Annotated in this window: 17 protein-coding genes; 3 read left to right on the top strand and 14 right to left on the bottom strand. The window is 71.0% G+C overall.

Annotation, left to right across the window (positions count from 1 at the left end; translation table 11 throughout):
* Positions 1-243 precede the first annotated feature (243 nt).
* The 8 genes from rplQ to AUC44_RS12950 form a co-directional block, all read right to left on the bottom strand.
* The gene (rplQ, locus tag AUC44_RS12920) at positions 244-594 is read right to left on the bottom strand and encodes a 50S ribosomal protein L17 (RefSeq protein WP_046843183.1); all 351 of its coding nucleotides are present in this window, start codon (positions 592-594) and stop codon (positions 244-246) included.
* Between the two features lie 27 nt (positions 595-621).
* Positions 622-1,623 (bottom strand): DNA-directed RNA polymerase subunit alpha, encoded by a 1,002-nt coding sequence (locus tag AUC44_RS12925; protein WP_062159118.1) that lies wholly within the window; start codon positions 1,621-1,623, stop codon positions 622-624.
* A gap of 14 nt (positions 1,624-1,637) precedes the next feature.
* Positions 1,638-2,258: a 30S ribosomal protein S4 gene (rpsD, locus tag AUC44_RS12930; RefSeq protein WP_046843185.1), complete on the bottom strand. Its 621-nt coding sequence runs from the start codon at positions 2,256-2,258 to the stop codon at positions 1,638-1,640.
* A 136-nt stretch (positions 2,259-2,394) separates the two neighbouring features.
* The gene (rpsK, locus tag AUC44_RS12935; RefSeq protein ID WP_046843186.1) at positions 2,395-2,790 is read right to left on the bottom strand and encodes a 30S ribosomal protein S11; all 396 of its coding nucleotides are present in this window, start codon (positions 2,788-2,790) and stop codon (positions 2,395-2,397) included.
* Positions 2,791-2,793: 3 nt separating this feature from the next.
* A complete protein-coding gene (gene rpsM, locus AUC44_RS12940) occupies positions 2,794-3,174 on the bottom strand; it encodes a 30S ribosomal protein S13 (RefSeq protein ID WP_058975383.1) in 381 nt (126 codons plus the stop codon).
* Positions 3,175-3,176: 2 nt separating this feature from the next.
* Positions 3,177-3,290 (bottom strand): 50S ribosomal protein L36, encoded by a 114-nt coding sequence (gene rpmJ / locus AUC44_RS16285; protein ID WP_012693977.1) that lies wholly within the window; start codon positions 3,288-3,290, stop codon positions 3,177-3,179.
* A 115-nt stretch (positions 3,291-3,405) separates the two neighbouring features.
* Entirely contained in the window at positions 3,406-3,648 is a 243-nt protein-coding gene (gene infA, locus AUC44_RS12945) for a translation initiation factor IF-1 (RefSeq protein WP_012693978.1), read from the bottom strand.
* Between the two features lie 131 nt (positions 3,649-3,779).
* Positions 3,780-4,319, bottom strand: a complete 540-nt coding sequence (locus tag AUC44_RS12950) for a PadR family transcriptional regulator (protein WP_062159119.1) — start codon at positions 4,317-4,319, stop codon at positions 3,780-3,782.
* Between the two features lie 68 nt (positions 4,320-4,387).
* Between AUC44_RS12950 and AUC44_RS12955 the strand changes: the two genes are divergently transcribed.
* From AUC44_RS12955 to AUC44_RS12965, 3 genes are read left to right on the top strand one after another with little or no spacing between them, the layout of a single operon-like run.
* Positions 4,388-4,900: a DUF4188 domain-containing protein gene (locus AUC44_RS12955; protein ID WP_062159120.1), complete on the top strand. Its 513-nt coding sequence runs from the start codon at positions 4,388-4,390 to the stop codon at positions 4,898-4,900.
* A gap of 37 nt (positions 4,901-4,937) precedes the next feature.
* Positions 4,938-5,423: a hypothetical protein gene (locus AUC44_RS12960; RefSeq protein ID WP_062159121.1), complete on the top strand. Its 486-nt coding sequence runs from the start codon at positions 4,938-4,940 to the stop codon at positions 5,421-5,423.
* Complete coding sequence (locus AUC44_RS12965; protein WP_062159122.1) at positions 5,420-6,160, top strand: hypothetical protein; 741 nt, start codon at positions 5,420-5,422, stop codon at positions 6,158-6,160. Before AUC44_RS12960 ends, AUC44_RS12965 begins: the two co-directional genes overlap by 4 nt.
* Here the strand turns inward: AUC44_RS12965 and AUC44_RS12970 are convergent.
* From AUC44_RS12970 to AUC44_RS12990, 6 genes are all read right to left on the bottom strand, one after another.
* Positions 6,143-8,575, bottom strand: a complete 2,433-nt coding sequence (locus AUC44_RS12970) for an EAL domain-containing protein (protein ID WP_062159123.1) — start codon at positions 8,573-8,575, stop codon at positions 6,143-6,145. The genes AUC44_RS12965 and AUC44_RS12970 overlap by 18 nt on opposite strands.
* A gap of 86 nt (positions 8,576-8,661) precedes the next feature.
* Entirely contained in the window at positions 8,662-9,840 is a 1,179-nt protein-coding gene (locus AUC44_RS12975) for a VWA domain-containing protein (RefSeq protein ID WP_062159124.1), read from the bottom strand.
* Between the two features lie 25 nt (positions 9,841-9,865).
* Positions 9,866-11,221 carry a polysaccharide deacetylase family protein gene (locus AUC44_RS12980; protein ID WP_062159125.1) on the bottom strand — a complete coding sequence of 452 codons (1,356 nt, stop codon included), beginning with the start codon at positions 11,219-11,221 and terminating at the stop codon, positions 9,866-9,868.
* Between the two features lie 42 nt (positions 11,222-11,263).
* Positions 11,264-13,465 carry a DUF5682 family protein gene (locus tag AUC44_RS12985; RefSeq protein WP_157445375.1) on the bottom strand — a complete coding sequence of 734 codons (2,202 nt, stop codon included), beginning with the start codon at positions 13,463-13,465 and terminating at the stop codon, positions 11,264-11,266.
* A gap of 1 nt (position 13,466) precedes the next feature.
* Positions 13,467-13,967, bottom strand: a complete 501-nt coding sequence (locus AUC44_RS16650; RefSeq protein ID WP_157445376.1) for a hypothetical protein — start codon at positions 13,965-13,967, stop codon at positions 13,467-13,469.
* Between the two features lie 77 nt (positions 13,968-14,044).
* On the bottom strand, positions 14,045-15,136 hold the full coding sequence (locus tag AUC44_RS12990; RefSeq protein ID WP_062159126.1) for an ATP-binding protein: 1,092 nt from the start codon (positions 15,134-15,136) through the stop codon (positions 14,045-14,047).
* Positions 15,137-15,222: the final 86 nt, after the last annotated feature.

Here is a 15,222-nt window from a genome sequence, read left to right on the forward strand (position 1 = left end):
GAAGCCCGGCGGTCCGTCACAGGACGCCGGGCTTTCTGCGGCCGTCGGATGAGGCGCTCACCCCTGCGCCAGCCGGCGGTCCGGCAACCAGCGACCCGGCAGCCCGCGGCAACCGCAGCCGCGCCGGCGCGTCGAGGGCCCGCTCCGATGCCGGTGAGAGGTGAGCCGGCACCACACACCACATCAGAACGGCGCCCGCTCTCACCGTGTGGGTGGAAGCGGGCGCCGCGGGGGGGGGTCTGATCAGACCAGTTCGATCAGGGCCATGGTGACGCCGTCACCGCGGCGGGTGCCCACGCGCAGGATGCGGGTGTAGCCACCGGGACGCTCGGCGTACTTGGGGGCCACTTCGTCCATGACTTTACGCAGCACGGCGTTGTCGTGGATGTCCTGGGCGACGAGACGGCGGGCGTGCAGATCGCCGCCCTTGGCGGTGGTGATCAGTTTCTCGACGAAGGGGCGCAGCTCCTTGGCCTTCGTGAGGGTCGTCTGGATGCGGCCCTCGCGCAGCAGGGCCGTCGCCTGGGCGCGGGCCAGGGCGGTGCGGGCGCTGCTGTTGCGGTTGAGCTTGCGACCGGCTTTACCGTGACGCATAAGGTATCTCCTTGGGGTTCAGTCGGCTCAGTCGCGCAGGGCGAGGCCGAACTGGGCGAGTTGCTGCTTGATCTCGTCGAGGCTGCGCTCACCGATGCCGGGGACCTTCTTCAGGTCACGGTCGGACAGAGCACACAGGGCGTCCACGCTGTCGATGCCTTCTTCCTTCAGGGAGTGCAGCACGCGGGTGGTGAGGCCCAGACCCTCGAGGGTCACGCGGGGCGAGTCCATCTCGGCGGGGTAGTCGCCGGGGTTCAGGTTCAGGCTGGCGGTGCTGGGCGGCAGGTCGTACACGTTCGGCGCGGTGGGCGCGGGGGTGTAGACGGGCTGCTGATACTCGGGCGCGGCGGCGGGGAGGGTCTCCACGTTGCCGAACACCGTGAGTTCATCACGCAGGATTTCAACAGCCTTGTCCAGGGTGTCCTGGGGGCTGGTGCTGCCGTCGGTCCAGACGCGCAGGATCAGGCGGTCCAGGTCAGTCTGCTGGCCCACGCGGGTGTTCTCGACGTGGTACGCCACGCGGCGCACGGGGGAGAACATCGCGTCGACGGGGATCGAGTTGATGCGGTCCTTGGTGGCGTGCTTGTCCGCGGGGACGTAGCCTTCGCCTTCCTCGATCCGCACTTCCATGACCAGTTTGCCGTCCTCGGCGAGGTTGGCGATGACCAGGTCGGGGTTGACGATCTCGGCGTCGCTGGGAACCTCGAAGGCGCTGGCCTTGACGACGCCTTCGCCCTGCGCGCGCAGGGTGAGGGTCTTGGGGCCGGTCGCGTGGAATTTCACCACGAGTTCCTTGAGGTTCAGGATGATCTGGATGACGTCTTCCTTGACGCCGGGGATGGTGGAGAACTCGTGCAGGACGTCCTCAATGTACACACTGGTCACAGCGGTACCGGGGATGGAGGACATCAGGATGCGCCGGATGGGGTTCCCGATGGTGACGCCGTAGCCGCGGGTGAGCGGTTCCAGGACGAACTCGCCGTAGTCGCCGTCCACACGGGCCTTGAGTTGAGGGCGCTTTTGATCCACTGGGGCCTCCTGATTTAGCGCGAGTAGTACTCGATGATGAAGTTCTCGTTAATGGGGAGGGCGAGGTCTTCACGCGCGGGGAGGCGGGAGAAGGTGCCCTTGAAGTTCTCGGCGTCCAGTTCGACCCAGGGGCTCACGCGGCGGCGCTTCTGCGCTTCCATGTTTTCCTGGATGAAGCCGATCTTGCGGCCCAGGTCGGACACGCTGATCTCGTCGCCGATCTTGACGCGGTAGCTGGCGATGTCGACCTTCTTGCCGTTGACCAGGATGTGGCCGTGGCCGACGAACTGGCGGGCCTGGCGGCGGGTGCTCGCGAAGCCCATGCGGAAGACGACGTTGTCCAGGCGGCGTTCGAGCAGCTGCAGGAACACGGTGCCGGTCACGCCGGGAACGTTGGCCGCTTCCTCGAAGAGGTTACGGAACTGCTTTTCCCCGATGCCGTACAGGCGGGCGAGTTTCTGCTTTTCGCGCAGACGCACGCTGTAGTCGCTGGGGCGGCCGCGGCCACGGCGCTGGCCGTGCTGGCCGGGCGCGTAGGGGCGCTTGTCCAGGTACTTCTGGACTTTTTCGGTCTCCGCGAGGTTGATGCCTTCGCGGCGGCTGAGTTTGGTAATCGATCCACGGAAACGACCCATGTTTGACTCTCCTTGCGGCGCTTCCCCTGGGGGGAGGCCGGGTCTGCGGCCCTCTGTTGCCCGCCTCCGTTGCCTGTGGTGGGGCTTACGTCACGTGGGACGGTGGAGGCGGGGCAGGTGGGCGCGCGCGTGCGCGTTAAGCGCGGAACTTCTTCTTGGGGCGGCAGCCGTTGTGCGGCACGGGGGTGTCGTCCATGATGGACTTCACTTCGATGCCCGACGCCTGGATGGCGCGGATGGCCTGCTCACGGCCGGAGCCGCTGCCGCGCACGATCACGTCGACAATGTTCATGCCGAAGGTCTGCTGGGCCTTCTTGACGGCGTCAGCGGCGGCCAGCTGGGCGGCGTAGGGCGTGCCCTTCTTGCTGCCCTTGTAACCGATCGTCCCGCCGCTGCTCCAGGCAACGCTGTTGCCGTCGAGGTCGGTGATGGTGACGATGGTGTTGTTGTAGCTGGCGTGCACGTACGCGCGGCCAGCGCTGATGTTGCGCCGGGCGCGGCGCGGGGTCTTGCCTTTGGTGCTCTTCGCCATGGCTTACTTCCTCGTGGCCTTTTTCTTGCCGGCGACGGTCTTGCGGGGGCCCTTGCGGGTGCGCGCGTTCGTCTTGGTGCGCTGGCCGCGCACGGGCAGACCGCGGCGGTGACGCAGGCCGCGGTAGGCGCCGATGTCCATCAGGCGCTTGATGTTCTGGCCGACTTCGCTGCGGAGGTCACCTTCGACCTTGTAGGTCTTCTCGATGGCTTCACGCAGGGTGCTCTGCTCGCCTTCGCTGAGGTTCTTGACGCGGGTGTCCGGGTTGATGCCGGTGCGCTCCAGAACTTCTTTGCTGCGGGTCAGGCCGATGCCGTAGATGTAGGTGAGCGCGATTTCGACGCGCTTTTCGCGGGGCAGGTCAACGCCAGCAATACGCGCCATGATTAACCCTGCCTCTGCTTGTGCTTGACGTTGGAGCAAATGACCAGCACGCGACCATGGCGGCGGATCACTTTGCAGTTGTCGCACATCTTTTTGACACTGCTACGAACTTTCATTGCTTCCTCCTCGCGCCGCCGCGCCCGCGCCCCATCATGGGCGGCAGACTGGCAGCGCTCGACCCCCCTCCCACCTCTGCGGGTGGGGAATCTGTTGGGTACTTCGGCCGGGGTCTTACTTGCGGTAGACGATGCGTCCGCGCGTCGTGTCGTAGGGACTGATTTCCAGAACCACACGGTCCCCGGGCAGGATGCGGATGTAGTGGATGCGCATCTTGCCGCTGATGTAAGCCAGGATGTCGTGCCCGGTGTCGAGCTTCACGCGGAACGTGGTGTTTGGCAGCGCCTCTTCAACCACGCCCTCGGCCCGCACGGTATCGGACTCTTCCTTCTTACGCTTTTCCCGCTGTTCCGGCATCTTTCGTCTCGCCACGCAACCTCCAGGCCTGATACAAGCCAAACGTAAAGGTATCATGACCCTTCCCGGAACGGCAAGGCCGGAGCGGGGGTGGGCCGGGCGGCGCCACCGTGATCCGCCCAGGCGTTCGCCTATTCCGGACGCAGGCCGTCGAGGACCTCCTGCCAGAAGTTCAGGCAGGCCTGCTCGTACAGTTCGCCCATCCGCAGGGTGCGCGTGAAGGGGGGTCGGTCGGGCAGCGCGCAGGGATCGGCCTGCATCATGGCGTGGTAGGTGTCCAGCCGCTCCCGGTGCTGGCGCAGCTGCCCGGCGGCCAGGTCGCGCAGGGCGGCGTGATCGTCTTCAGGCGTGAAGAACATCCGCAGCAGCCCCGGGTCGCGCAGCTCCGGCAGCCCGGCGGGACTGCGGCGCCACGCCTCCAGCGCGTCGCGGCCCGCGTCGGTGATCTGGAAGAGGCGGCGGCGGCGGCCCGCGTCCTCCTGGGTCTCGGTAAGCAGGCCAAGCGTGACGAGACGCTGCGGTTCGGCGTACAGCTGCGACCGGGGGAAGGTCCAGAAGAAGCCCACCGACTCGTCCGCCCAGCGTTTGAGGTCGTAGGCGGTGGCGGGTCCCGCGTGATTCAGGAAGCCCAGCACGATGAACGCGGAGGGGCCCAGGGTTGCGTCCGGCATGACTGGAGCGTACCATCAGGTCAGACCATCCATAATGGACCATTTGACCTGGATGGTCAGGAGGAGTCATGACCCGCAGCGCCACGACCATCCCCGACCACCGCCCGGTCCGCCTGACCGCCGAACTGGACGGCCCCTTCGCCGTCTTCCTGATCGGGGCGCGCCTGAACCAGCCCTGGAACGTTCCCGCGTGGCTCCCGGTGTTCCGGGCCATGCCCCGCATGCTGCGCGAACTCCAGGCGCAGCCCGAGCTGGGGCTGCTGGGCGGCCAGACCCACGGCACCACCCTGATCCAGTACTGGCGCAGCGCCGAGCACCTCCAGGCCTACGCGCACGCCCGCGACCACGCCCACCTCCCCGCGTGGCGGGCCTTCAACCAGGCGGCGCGGCGGCATCCCGGCGCGGTCGGCATCTGGCACGAGACCTACCTGATCCAGCCCGGCGGGTACGAGACCATGTACGTGGATATGCCCCCCTTCGGCCTGGGCCGCGCCGGCACCCTGCTTCCCGCCACCGGACGTCGCCAGAGTGCCCAGGGCCGACTGAGCAGCCCCCACACTGCAGCAGGCACCGGCACCTGAGCTCTACTCCCCCGGAGCGGCGTGTCACGCTGACGGCATGCACCCGCCCGCCGCGTTGACCGGCGCCCTGACCCTGATCGCCCGGGCACCCACCCTCTGGCCCGGGTTCGCGCCACGGCGCACGCCGCTGCTGACCTTCGACGGTACATACACGTGGCTGCACCACGCCGATCCGGGTGGGGACGGCTGGGCCCGCGTGGACGGCGCGTGGGTGTGGCCGGGCCGCCACCCGGCGCTGAGCGCGCACACCGCCGTCACCCTGCCGGGCGGCCTGGGCGCGGCGGGCGTGCTGCTGCTCGACCTGCCCCTGCCCGGCGACCCCGATCAGGCGGCGCGGACGCTCGCCGCCACGCTGATCCACGAGGCCTTCCACGTGTACCAGGGCGCCACGCCGTCCCCCGCGTGGCCCGCTCCGGAACTGGCCGCCCTGACCACCCCACCCGGGCGGAGGTCCGCCACGCCCGCGCCGAGGAGACTCACTGGCTGCGACTGGCCCTGCGCGCGGGAGACGGGGCCTGGATGACGCCCGCGCGGCACGCCCTGCACTGGCGCGCCCGGCGGCACGCGCAGCTGGACGCGGCCCACTGCACGTTCGAGACGCGCATGGAGACCACCGAGGGCCTCGCCCTGTACGTCGAGACGCGCTTCCTGGCGGACCACCCCGACCTCGACCCGGAGGCGGCCACCCGGCAGACCCCGCGCGGCTGGAGTTACCGCAGCGGCGCGGCCCTGGCGCACCTGCTGGAGCGCACCGGCACGTCCTGGCCTGCGGAGGTCCTCGCCGGGCGCGCCCTGGCCGACCTGCTGACCGGACAGGTCGGGGCTCCCCGGCCCGCCGCGCCCCACCCGGACCTGAGAGGCGCCGCGCAGGCTGCGGCCGACGGGCACGACGCGGATCTGAGCGCCCGGCTGGCGGCCTTTCACGCCCAGCCCGGTTCCACGCTGCACCTGAGCAGCCCCGGCGGCCTGCGTCTCAGCGGATTCGACCCGATGAACCTGTACCCCTTGGGGGACGGCGCACTGCTGCACGCCCGGCACGTCAGGCTGCGCGGCCCCGGCGCCGACCTGCTCACCGTCGGTCACCCCGTCCTGACGCGCGGCCCGGACCTGTTCGACGTGCACGAGGTGACACTACGCGGCCTGCCCGCACCCACGGTCCACGGGGGACGCTGGCGGATCCGCACGCCCACCCTGACCGTCAACCTGCCCGCCGAGACCGTGCGGAGCACGCCGGACGGCTGGTCAGTCCGTCTCGACTGACGGCACACGCCACGGGCCCCACGTCAGCTCCTCCGGAGCGGCCGGGCGCGCCACGTGGAACCCCTGGATCAGGTCGCAGCCCCACCCGCGCAGGTCCCGCCACTGCTCGGGCCGCTCGACGCCCTCGGCGACCACCTGCACGCCCGCCTCGTGGGCGAAGGTGATCAGCGCCCGCACGATCGGCCGCGAGGACCGCGCCGGGGGGAGCGCGTCCTGATCCTGAATGAGCGACCGGTCGATCTTCAGCCAGCGCGCCGGGAGGCGGTGCAGGCGACTGATGCTGGAGTACCCGGTGCCGAAATCGTCGAGCGCCAGCGGCAGGCCCAGTTCCGCCACGCGCGCCACGTGCGCCTCGCCGTCCTGGCCCAGCACCGCGCCCTCCGTCACCTCCAGGATCAGGGCCTCGGCGTCCAGACCGAACTCGTCCAGGGCGGCCTGCACCACCGCCGCGAAATTCGGCTGCGCCAGCTGACGCGGCGCCACGTTCACCGACACGCGCAGCGCCGGGCGTTCCCGCCGCCACACCTGCAGCTGCCGCGCCGCCTCGCGCAGCACCCACGCGCCCAGCGTCACGATCAGCTCCGTGCCCTCGATCAGCGGAATGAACCGCCCGGGGGGCACCAGCCCCAGCTGCGGATGCCGCCAGCGCAGCAGGGCCTCCAGCGCGCGCACCTCGCCGCCCGCGGCGTCCACGATGGGCTGGTAGTGCAGGCAGAACTCCTCGCGGGTCAGCGCGCCCTGAAGCGCCTGCTCCAGTTCCAGGCGTTCCAGCGCGGACTCGCCCAGCGTGGTGTGAAAGCGCCGCACCGCGTGCCGGTCCTGCTTGGCGAGGTACATCGCCAGATCCGCGTTCTTCTGCAGCGTGCGGACGTCCTGACCGTCGTCCGGGAAGACCGCCACCCCGATCGACGCGGTGACGGTCAGCGTCCGCGTCGCCAGCGTCACCGGAGCGGACAGGGCACCCAGCAGGCGCTGCGCGGCCAGTTCGGCCTCCTCGTGCGCCCGCACGCCCCGCAGCAGCACCGTGAACTCGTCCCCGCCCTGACGCGCCACCAGATCGCCCTCACGCACCGCGCCGCGCAGCCGCTCGGCGATCTGCACGAGCAGCTGGTCGCCGGTGTCGTGCCCGAGCGAGTCGTTGACCTGCTTGAAGTGATCGAGATCGATGAACAGCACGCCCACCCGCGCCTGCGCCGTGACGGCCCGCTGCAGCTCCGCCTCGAACGCCGCGCGGTTGAGCAGTCCGGTCAGTGCGTCGTGCCGCGCCTGATGCGCCAGCCGGGCCTGCGCCTCCTGTAGCGCCACGTTCGCGCTGCTCAGCTGCGCGCTGCGCACGCGTTCCTGCTCGGCCCGGTGCGCGAGCTGTTCGAGTTTCATCTGCGTGGCGGTGACCTGCGTGCGCCGCTGGAGCAGCTCGGTCAGGGCCTGCCGCTCCAGTTCGGCGGTCACCCGCGCCGAGCGCAGCGCCCCGGCTACGTCGCCCTCGGTTTCCAGCAGGTTCGACAGCGCCTGATGCGCCTCGATCTGCCGGAAGATCACGCCCAGCTCGTCCGCCAGGGTCACGGCCTGCTCCAGCGCGGCGCGCGCAGTGCCGTCCCCCAGCGCGAGCAGCGCCTGCCCGCGCAGGACCAGCGCGTCGCAGAGGTTCTCGCGGTCACCGAGGGCCTGCGAGCCGCGCGCCGCCTGCTGCGCCTGCTCCAGCGCCTCCCCGGGGCGGCCCAGCCCGAGCAGGTTCGCGGCCATGTTCGCCCGCAGCAGGAACTCGTGCTGCCGGTAGCCCTGCGCCTGCGCGCGCCTCAGCGTCTCGCGGTTCAGGGCCAGGGCGGCCTCGAACCGGCCGAGGTAGTGGGTGTCCAGCGCGGCGTTGATCGACGCGCTGGACACCATCAGGTCATGCCCGATCTCCCGTGCCAGGGCCAGCGAATCCTGATGGTAGGCCAGCGCCGACTCGTAGTCCCGCAGGTCCAGGTACAGGTTCCCGATGTTGTTCAGCGTGCGCGCCTGCGCCACCCGGTCACCGCTCGCCTGACCCAGCTGCAACCCGTGCAGGTGGCGGTCCATCCCCGCCCCGTACTGCCCCAGCGTGACCAGCGTGATCGCCTGCCCGTTCACCGCGCGGGCCTGCGTGACGACCTCCCCGAGCCGGGCGGCCAGCGCCTCGCTCTGCCCGAACTGCGCCAGCGCCTCCTGGTATTCCGACAGGTAGTAGTGCCCGTAGCCCCGCAGCATCCGCGCGCGCGCCTCGCCCGTCCCGTACCCCAGCGGGCCCGCCAGATTCAGCGCCTGGAGCGCCAGGTCCTGCGACTGCTGCATGGACGTCATGAGCAGCGCGTCGGCCTCGTCGTTCAGGCGATCCACCTCCAGGCGCGGGTCGGCGCCGGAGGAAGCAGGACAGGGGGATTCGGGATGATCCACGGTTGGGGGTCTCCTGGCTGATGTGCCCGCCACCATAGGCGCGCGCCGCTGACAGGTTTCTGAACGGCGCGCGCCGCCCCCTGGCCTTAACCTGCCGCGCCGCCCCGCACCACGAGGCCCTGTTCGCCCGCCCACGCGCCGGGATCCTCGCCGCGCAGCGCGGCGGCCAGCAGGCCCGGGAAGTGCGCGGGCGTGCAGGCGAAGGCCGGGATGTCCAGGCCCGCCAGGGCGCGCGCCACGCCGTGGTCGAAGCTGGGCGCGCCGTCGTCCGACAGGGCCAGCAGCGCCACGACCAGCACGCCACTCTCGCGCAGCGCGCGGGCACGGGCGAGCATCTCGCGCTCGTTGCCGCCCTCGAACAGGTCGCTCAGGAGGACCAGCACCGTCTGCTCGGGCCGCTCGATCACGCCCTGGCAGTACGCCAGCGCCCGGTTGATGTCGGTGCCGCCGCCCAGTTGCAGGCCGTACAGCAGTTCCACCGGGTCGCTCAGGTGCTCGGTCAGGTCCGCGACCGCCGTGTCGAAGGCCACCACGCGCGTGCTCAGCGCCGGAAGGCTCGCCAGGACCGCGCCGAACACCCCGGCGTACACCACGCTGCCCGCCATGCTGCCCGACTGGTCCACACACAGCACCACGTCCCGCAGGCTCCGCCGCCGCCGCCCGTGCCCAATGAGCCGCTCGGGGACGAGGGTGCCCAGTTCCGGCCGGTACGTGCGCAGGTTCGCGCGGATCGTGCCCGGCCAGTCGATCTCGGCCGCCTTCGGACGGCGGGTGCGCTGCGCGCGGCTGAGGCTCCCGGTGACCGCCGCGCGGGTCGGTTCCTCCAGGCGGCGCGTCAGGTCGTCCACGACGCGCCGCACCACCGAGCGGGCCGCGTCCCGCGCCGACGGCGGCATCACGCCCCTGAGGGACACCAGCGTCGCCACGAGGTGCACGTCCGGCTCCACACCGTCGAGCATCTCCGGCTCGAACAGCAGCTGCCGGAGGTTCAGCCGCTCGATGGCGTCCGCCTGCATCACCCGGACCACGTCGGACGGGAAGAACTCGCGCAGGTCCGCCAGCCAGCGCGCCACACGCGGCGCACTCCCCCCCAGCCCACCCCGGCGCTCGCCCTCGGGCGGGTCGTACAGTCCGGCCAGCGCGGCGTCCATCCGGCGGTCCTCCAGCGTGAGGGGCACCTCGGTCCCCTCCTGCGCGCCCAGCCCGTCGGCGTCCCCGCCGCCTAGCACCAGCCGCCAGCGGCGCGTGCGTTCCTCTGTGGTCATCGCTGCCCTCCCTCTGCCCGCCTGCTTACCAGACGGACGTGAACTTCACGCCGAACCGGCCCGCGCCGCTCACCTCGGCGGTGAGGCTGTAACTGCCCACCCGGTACTCCAGCTCCGCGAAGGGCCCGGCCCCCTCGCCCCAGCGGTACCCGCCGCCCAGCCGCAGTGGCCGGCCCTCGCCGTCCTGCCAGGGCAGCGCCGCCCGCAGGCCCAGCTGCGTGCCCGATGCGCCGTGAGCCGCACTGAGCTGCACGTAATCCACCGGAATCAGGGTCGCGCCCGCACCCCACGTCCACGCGCCACCCAGCCGACTGGCCCGCCCCCAGACCTCGCCGTACCCGCCCAGGGACACCGCGCCGCCCAGCAGCGGCCCGCTGCCGTCCCACCCGGCGGCCAGCGTGACCGGCGCGACGTTGAACGCCACGCTGCCCCCGGTGTACGCGCCGTCCACGCGTCCCACCCCCCGGCGTGCGGCGGCGTTCACGCTCCAGCGGCCCTCGCGCCATGCCAGCCGCGTCTCACGCTCGCCGCGCCACGCGACGCTGATCAGTCCGTTCCCCAGCAGCTCGTAATGCGCCGGGTTCCAGGTCAGGGGCGGCTCGACCGCCGGGGCCTCGCCCGCCCCCTGATCCAGCAGGGTGTCGAGCACAGGTTCGGTCACGCCGGCCAGTAGCAGCGGCGCGCGGGCGTCCAGCCCCCAGCGGGCCCGCAGGGGCAGCAGCGTGTCGTCCCAGGGCGTGATGGCCGGCGCGGGCAGCGCCAGCGGATCCGGGCGGCCCAGCGCGGGCGGCCCCCCGGCCACCCCGCACGAGAGCCCCTGCGCCATCGCCGCGCGGCGCACCCGGGCGTCGTGACGGTTGAGCGGGTACGCGACGCAGCGGGCCGCCTCGCCGTCCGGGACGCTCAGCTCGCGGCGCAGGCCCGCCGGGGCGAGGTCGGCCAGCGCCGCGTGCCGGTGCGAGTGCGTGCCGATCTCCCACCCGGCGGCGCGCAGTTCACGCACCTGCGCGCGGCTCAGGCTGCCCGGCTGATCCAGCCGCGACCAGATCACGTACGCCGTGCCGGGCACCCCCAGGTCACGCAGCACCGGGAAGGCCAGCCGGTACACGCTCTCGAAGCCGTCGTCGAACTGGATGACGGCCACCTTCTCCTGCGGGGCGGCGCGCGCGGCCTCGCTGGAGGTCACGAAGCGGTACCCGAGGCGGCGCAGGGTCTCGACCCGCTGCCGCAGGCCCTGCGGCGCGATGCCCAGCGACGCCCCGCTGCCCGCCCCGACCTGGTGGTACACGAGCACCATGGGGCGCGCCTGGGCGTGGGAGGACGCCGCGCCGGAGATCAGGGCCAGGGGAAGGAGCAGCGCGCGCAGGCGGGAGGTCAACATAAGACCCGGTCAAGATAGCGGTCCAGAAATCTCATTTTCCCATCATTTGTGGGAGACCCCCAGCAGGCTCAGCACGACCGGCACGACCCGCGCCGCCCGCGCCCCGTCCACCGCGACCGGCGCGAGACGCGAGGCGGGCGTCCCCCCGCGCACCGCCTCACCGATCGCGCGGCGCTCGGGGGCCTCGAAGCGCGCGAACACCCGCCGCAGCAGCGGCAGCACACTCTGGAACACCTCGGCGTCCAGGCCCGACAGCCAGCTGTCCACCAGCGCCAGCAGGCCCGCGTCATGCACCAGCAGCGCCCCGGTGTCCCCCAGGAAGCCGTCCAGCCACGCCGTGACCGCCAGCGGCGACGGGTCGCTCAGGGCCAGCCCCAGCCGCGCCTCCACCTGACCGGCGTCCAGCACACAAGCGTCGCGCAGGCGGCGCAGCGCGTCCCCCAGCAGCAGCGGATGCGGGTCCTCCCGGTCCGCCGTCCGGCGCAGGGCCGCGCGCCACTCGGCCGTCACGTCCGGATCGTCCAGCAGGCGCACGGCCGCGTCCGCCCCTCGCACAGCGTCCCGCACCCCGGCGGCCGCCTCGTCCCCCAGGCCCACCCCGGCCAGCGGCAGGCCCACCGCCGCGCGGGTCAGCAGCGCCCGGAAGGTCTCCAGCGGGGCCACCTCTCCCCCAGCCGGACCGGCGGCCACAGGGCCGCGCCCACGCACGTCCCCGTAGCGCGCCAGCCGCGCCAGGGGCGGCAGCGCCCGCAGCACGTCCGGCACGTCCGCGCCCAGCGCCGACCGCTCGTCCAGCGCCGCGAGCGTCACCGGCAGCGCGCCGGGCAGGTCAGCGAGGCGCAGCACCTCCAGCAGCGCCGTCAGCTCCGCCAGCGTCCCCGCGCCCCGCGCGGCCTCCAGCGCGGACGCCGTCGCCGCGTCCCGCACCGTCTGCCCCAGCCGACTCGCCTCGACCAGCCGCACGCTGAACTCCGGCCGCCAGCGCAGCTGCCACCCCTCGCGGAACGTCCCCAAGCCGCCCGACCCTCGGGGTTTCGCCCACGGCACGCCCAGCAGATTCAGGCGGTGAAACAGCACGCTGCGCGCCAGATCGTTGTCCGACCGCAGGTCCAGCTCCAGGTCCAGCTTCTCCGGCAGCACCTTCAGCCGCAAACTCTTCTGCTGCCGCGCCACGTCCCGCGCCAGCGGCACCGTCGGCACCCCGTCCGGCACCTCACCCAGCGCCTCCCCCACCACCAGCCGCTCCTCGATCAGCCGCAGCGGCAGGTCCCCGTCCCAGCCGAACACGCTCAGCGCCGCTTCGTTCAGCTCCTCCAGCCCCGGCAGCGCCCGCCCCCGCAGCGCCGCCAGCGCATTCGCCAGCCGCGTCGCCTCAATCACCGACGCGCTGCTCGCCTCCAGCCGCTCCGCGCGCAGCAGCCGCGCCACCCGCGCAAACCAGCGCTCCGCGACCGCGCCGCGCGACGTGAACAGATGCTCGTAGTACCCGGGCGAGCGCACGCCCGCCCCGTACCCGCTCGCCACGCTCAGGCGACCATGCGTCCACGGCACCCACGTCAGCGTCACCTTCGCCTTCGGCAAGCCCCTGAGCAGCGCCGCGTCCGCCTTCACCGGAAACAATGAGACGTCCAGCGCGGGCGCGTGCCATGCCCCACACACCACCGCCACCCGATTGAACCCCTCCTTGAGCGCCGCGCGGATGCCCTGCCGCATGAACGCCTCCCGCTGTGCCTCCCGACCCACCGGCGCCAGCGCGTCCGCCCGCACGGCCCGCATCGCCTCGTTCACCGCCGCGAACACATCGAAATCATCGCCGCGGGCCTCCACCAGCGACTCCCACCACCGCTCGAAATCCGCGAAACCCGCCGCCTGCGCCAGCACCCCCAGCGGATCATCCCACAACTCATCCTCCGGCCCGTCCCGCTCTCCGGCCAGCACCACGCCCGCCGGAAGATCCACGAACCGCGCCCCCGCCCCCGCCCGCGCCGCCCACCGCAGCGCCACGAACTCCGGACTGAACACCGCGAACGGCCAGAACGCCGCGCGGGAAGGATCATCATTCACGTAGCCGAGGAGTGCCACGGGCGGCGTCAGGTCCGCCTGCGCCAGGAACGGCAGCACGGAATCCGCATCGGACGGCCCCTCCACCAGCACCACATCCGGATTGAGCTGCGACAGCGCGTGCTCAAGACTGCGCGCCGAACCGGGGCCGTGATGACGGATGGGAAAGATGGAGACGCTCACATCACTCCTTTGAGACACTGATCGACGGTGGTCTGAACTCAGAGCTTGCGAACCCTGCGTTGAAAGCAGCAAGGATTCTCTCGTCTGCCCAGCCAGTACCAGTTGCCTCGTGGACATCCACGATTAATGGAGGCGCCAATTCGCTCGGCAGGACGACCAACGTTTCCTGCGTTGCGAATTCAGCAGGCAGTGCCAGTTGGACTTGCCAACCCGGCCAACGTTCACGAACAAGGTTCAATAAGAACAGGGAGAGATCACGATATTCAATGAGTTCGTGCATCTCTTCCGACATCTCGTCATAGCCGCGCACGTCAGGTACCCACTCCCAAAATCCAAAGATGACCGAACGCGCGTCGAAATTGACCAAGATGGCAGCTTCAGTGTGAATCTCATCCCAAATAGCCCGTGGCGGCCGATCCACCTGTTCAGCAGTATCAAACTGAGCCTGAAACCAAGCCAGAAACGGCGACTCTCCCAGCGCCATCAGGCTGGGGACATCCAACGCGAATCCTCTATGGCCGCATGCCAACGTTTTCCCATTCTCGTGATGGATCAGGTTGCCTCTATGCCCCATTCCGGTCAGCTCACCGCCCGGCAGGCTTTGTAGAAGTCTTTCCAGTCGTCGCGTTTTTTGGTGACGGTTTCGAGGTATTCGCGCCAGATGAGGGCGTCCTGGGTGGGGTCTTTGATGATGGCGCCGATGAGGCTGGCGGCGATGTCGTGGGGGGTGAGGGTGCCGGTGCCGAAGTGCGCGGCGAGGGATAGGCTCTGGCTGACGACGCTGATGGCTTCGGCGGTGCTGAGGCTGCCGCTGGGGCTTTTGAGGCGGGTTTTGCCGTCTTCGGTGGTGCCGGAGCGGAGTTCGCGGAAGACGGTGACGATCCGGCGGACTTCTTCGAGGGCGGGGGGCTGGGCGGGGATCTGGAGGGCGGCGCTGAGGGCCTGGGCGCGGGCGGTGACGATGCGGACTTCGTCGTCGAGGGTGTCGGGGACGGGGAGGATGACGGTGTTGAAGCGGCGCTTGAGGGCGCTGGAGAGGTCGTTGACGCCGCGGTCGCGGGTGTTGGCGGTGGCGATGAGGTTGAAGCCGTGGACGGCCTGGATTTCGGTGTTCAGTTCGGGGACGGGGAGGGTCTTTTCGGACAGGATGGTGATGAGGGTGTCCTGCACGTCGCTCTGCACGCGGGTGAGTTCTTCCAGGCGGGCGATCTTCCCGCCCTGCATGGCGCGCAGGATGGGGCTCTGGACGAGTGCGGCGGGGCTGGGGCCTTCGGCGAGGAGGCGGGCGTAGTTCCAGCCGTAGCGGAGGGTGTCCTCGGCGGTGCCTGCGGTGCCCTGGATGAGGAGGGTGCTGTCGCCGCTGATGGCCGCGGCGAGGTGTTCGCTGACCCAGCTCTTGGCGGTGCCGGGCACGCCCAGGAGGAGCAGGGCGCGGTCGGTGGCGAGCGTGGCGACGGCAATCTCCATGAGGCGGCGGTCCCCGACGTATTTGGCGGTGATCTCGGTCCCGTCGGGGAGGGTGCCGCCGAGCAGGTACGTCAGGACGGCGTGCGGGCTGAGGTTCCAGCGGGGCGGGCGGGGGCGGGTGTCGTGCGCGGCGAGGGCGGCGAGTTCGTGCGCGTACTGCTGCTCGGCGTGCTGGCGCAGGACGGTGGCGTCAGGGGTGGTCATGGGTGGGCTCCTTCCTGCATCAGTTGTTGCTTGATCTGGGCGCGTATGGACGTGGCGACCTTGTCGACGTGTCGGTGCAGGGTCTG

The organism is Deinococcus actinosclerus, assembly GCF_001507665.1.
GTDB lineage: Bacteria > Deinococcota > Deinococci > Deinococcales > Deinococcaceae > Deinococcus > Deinococcus actinosclerus.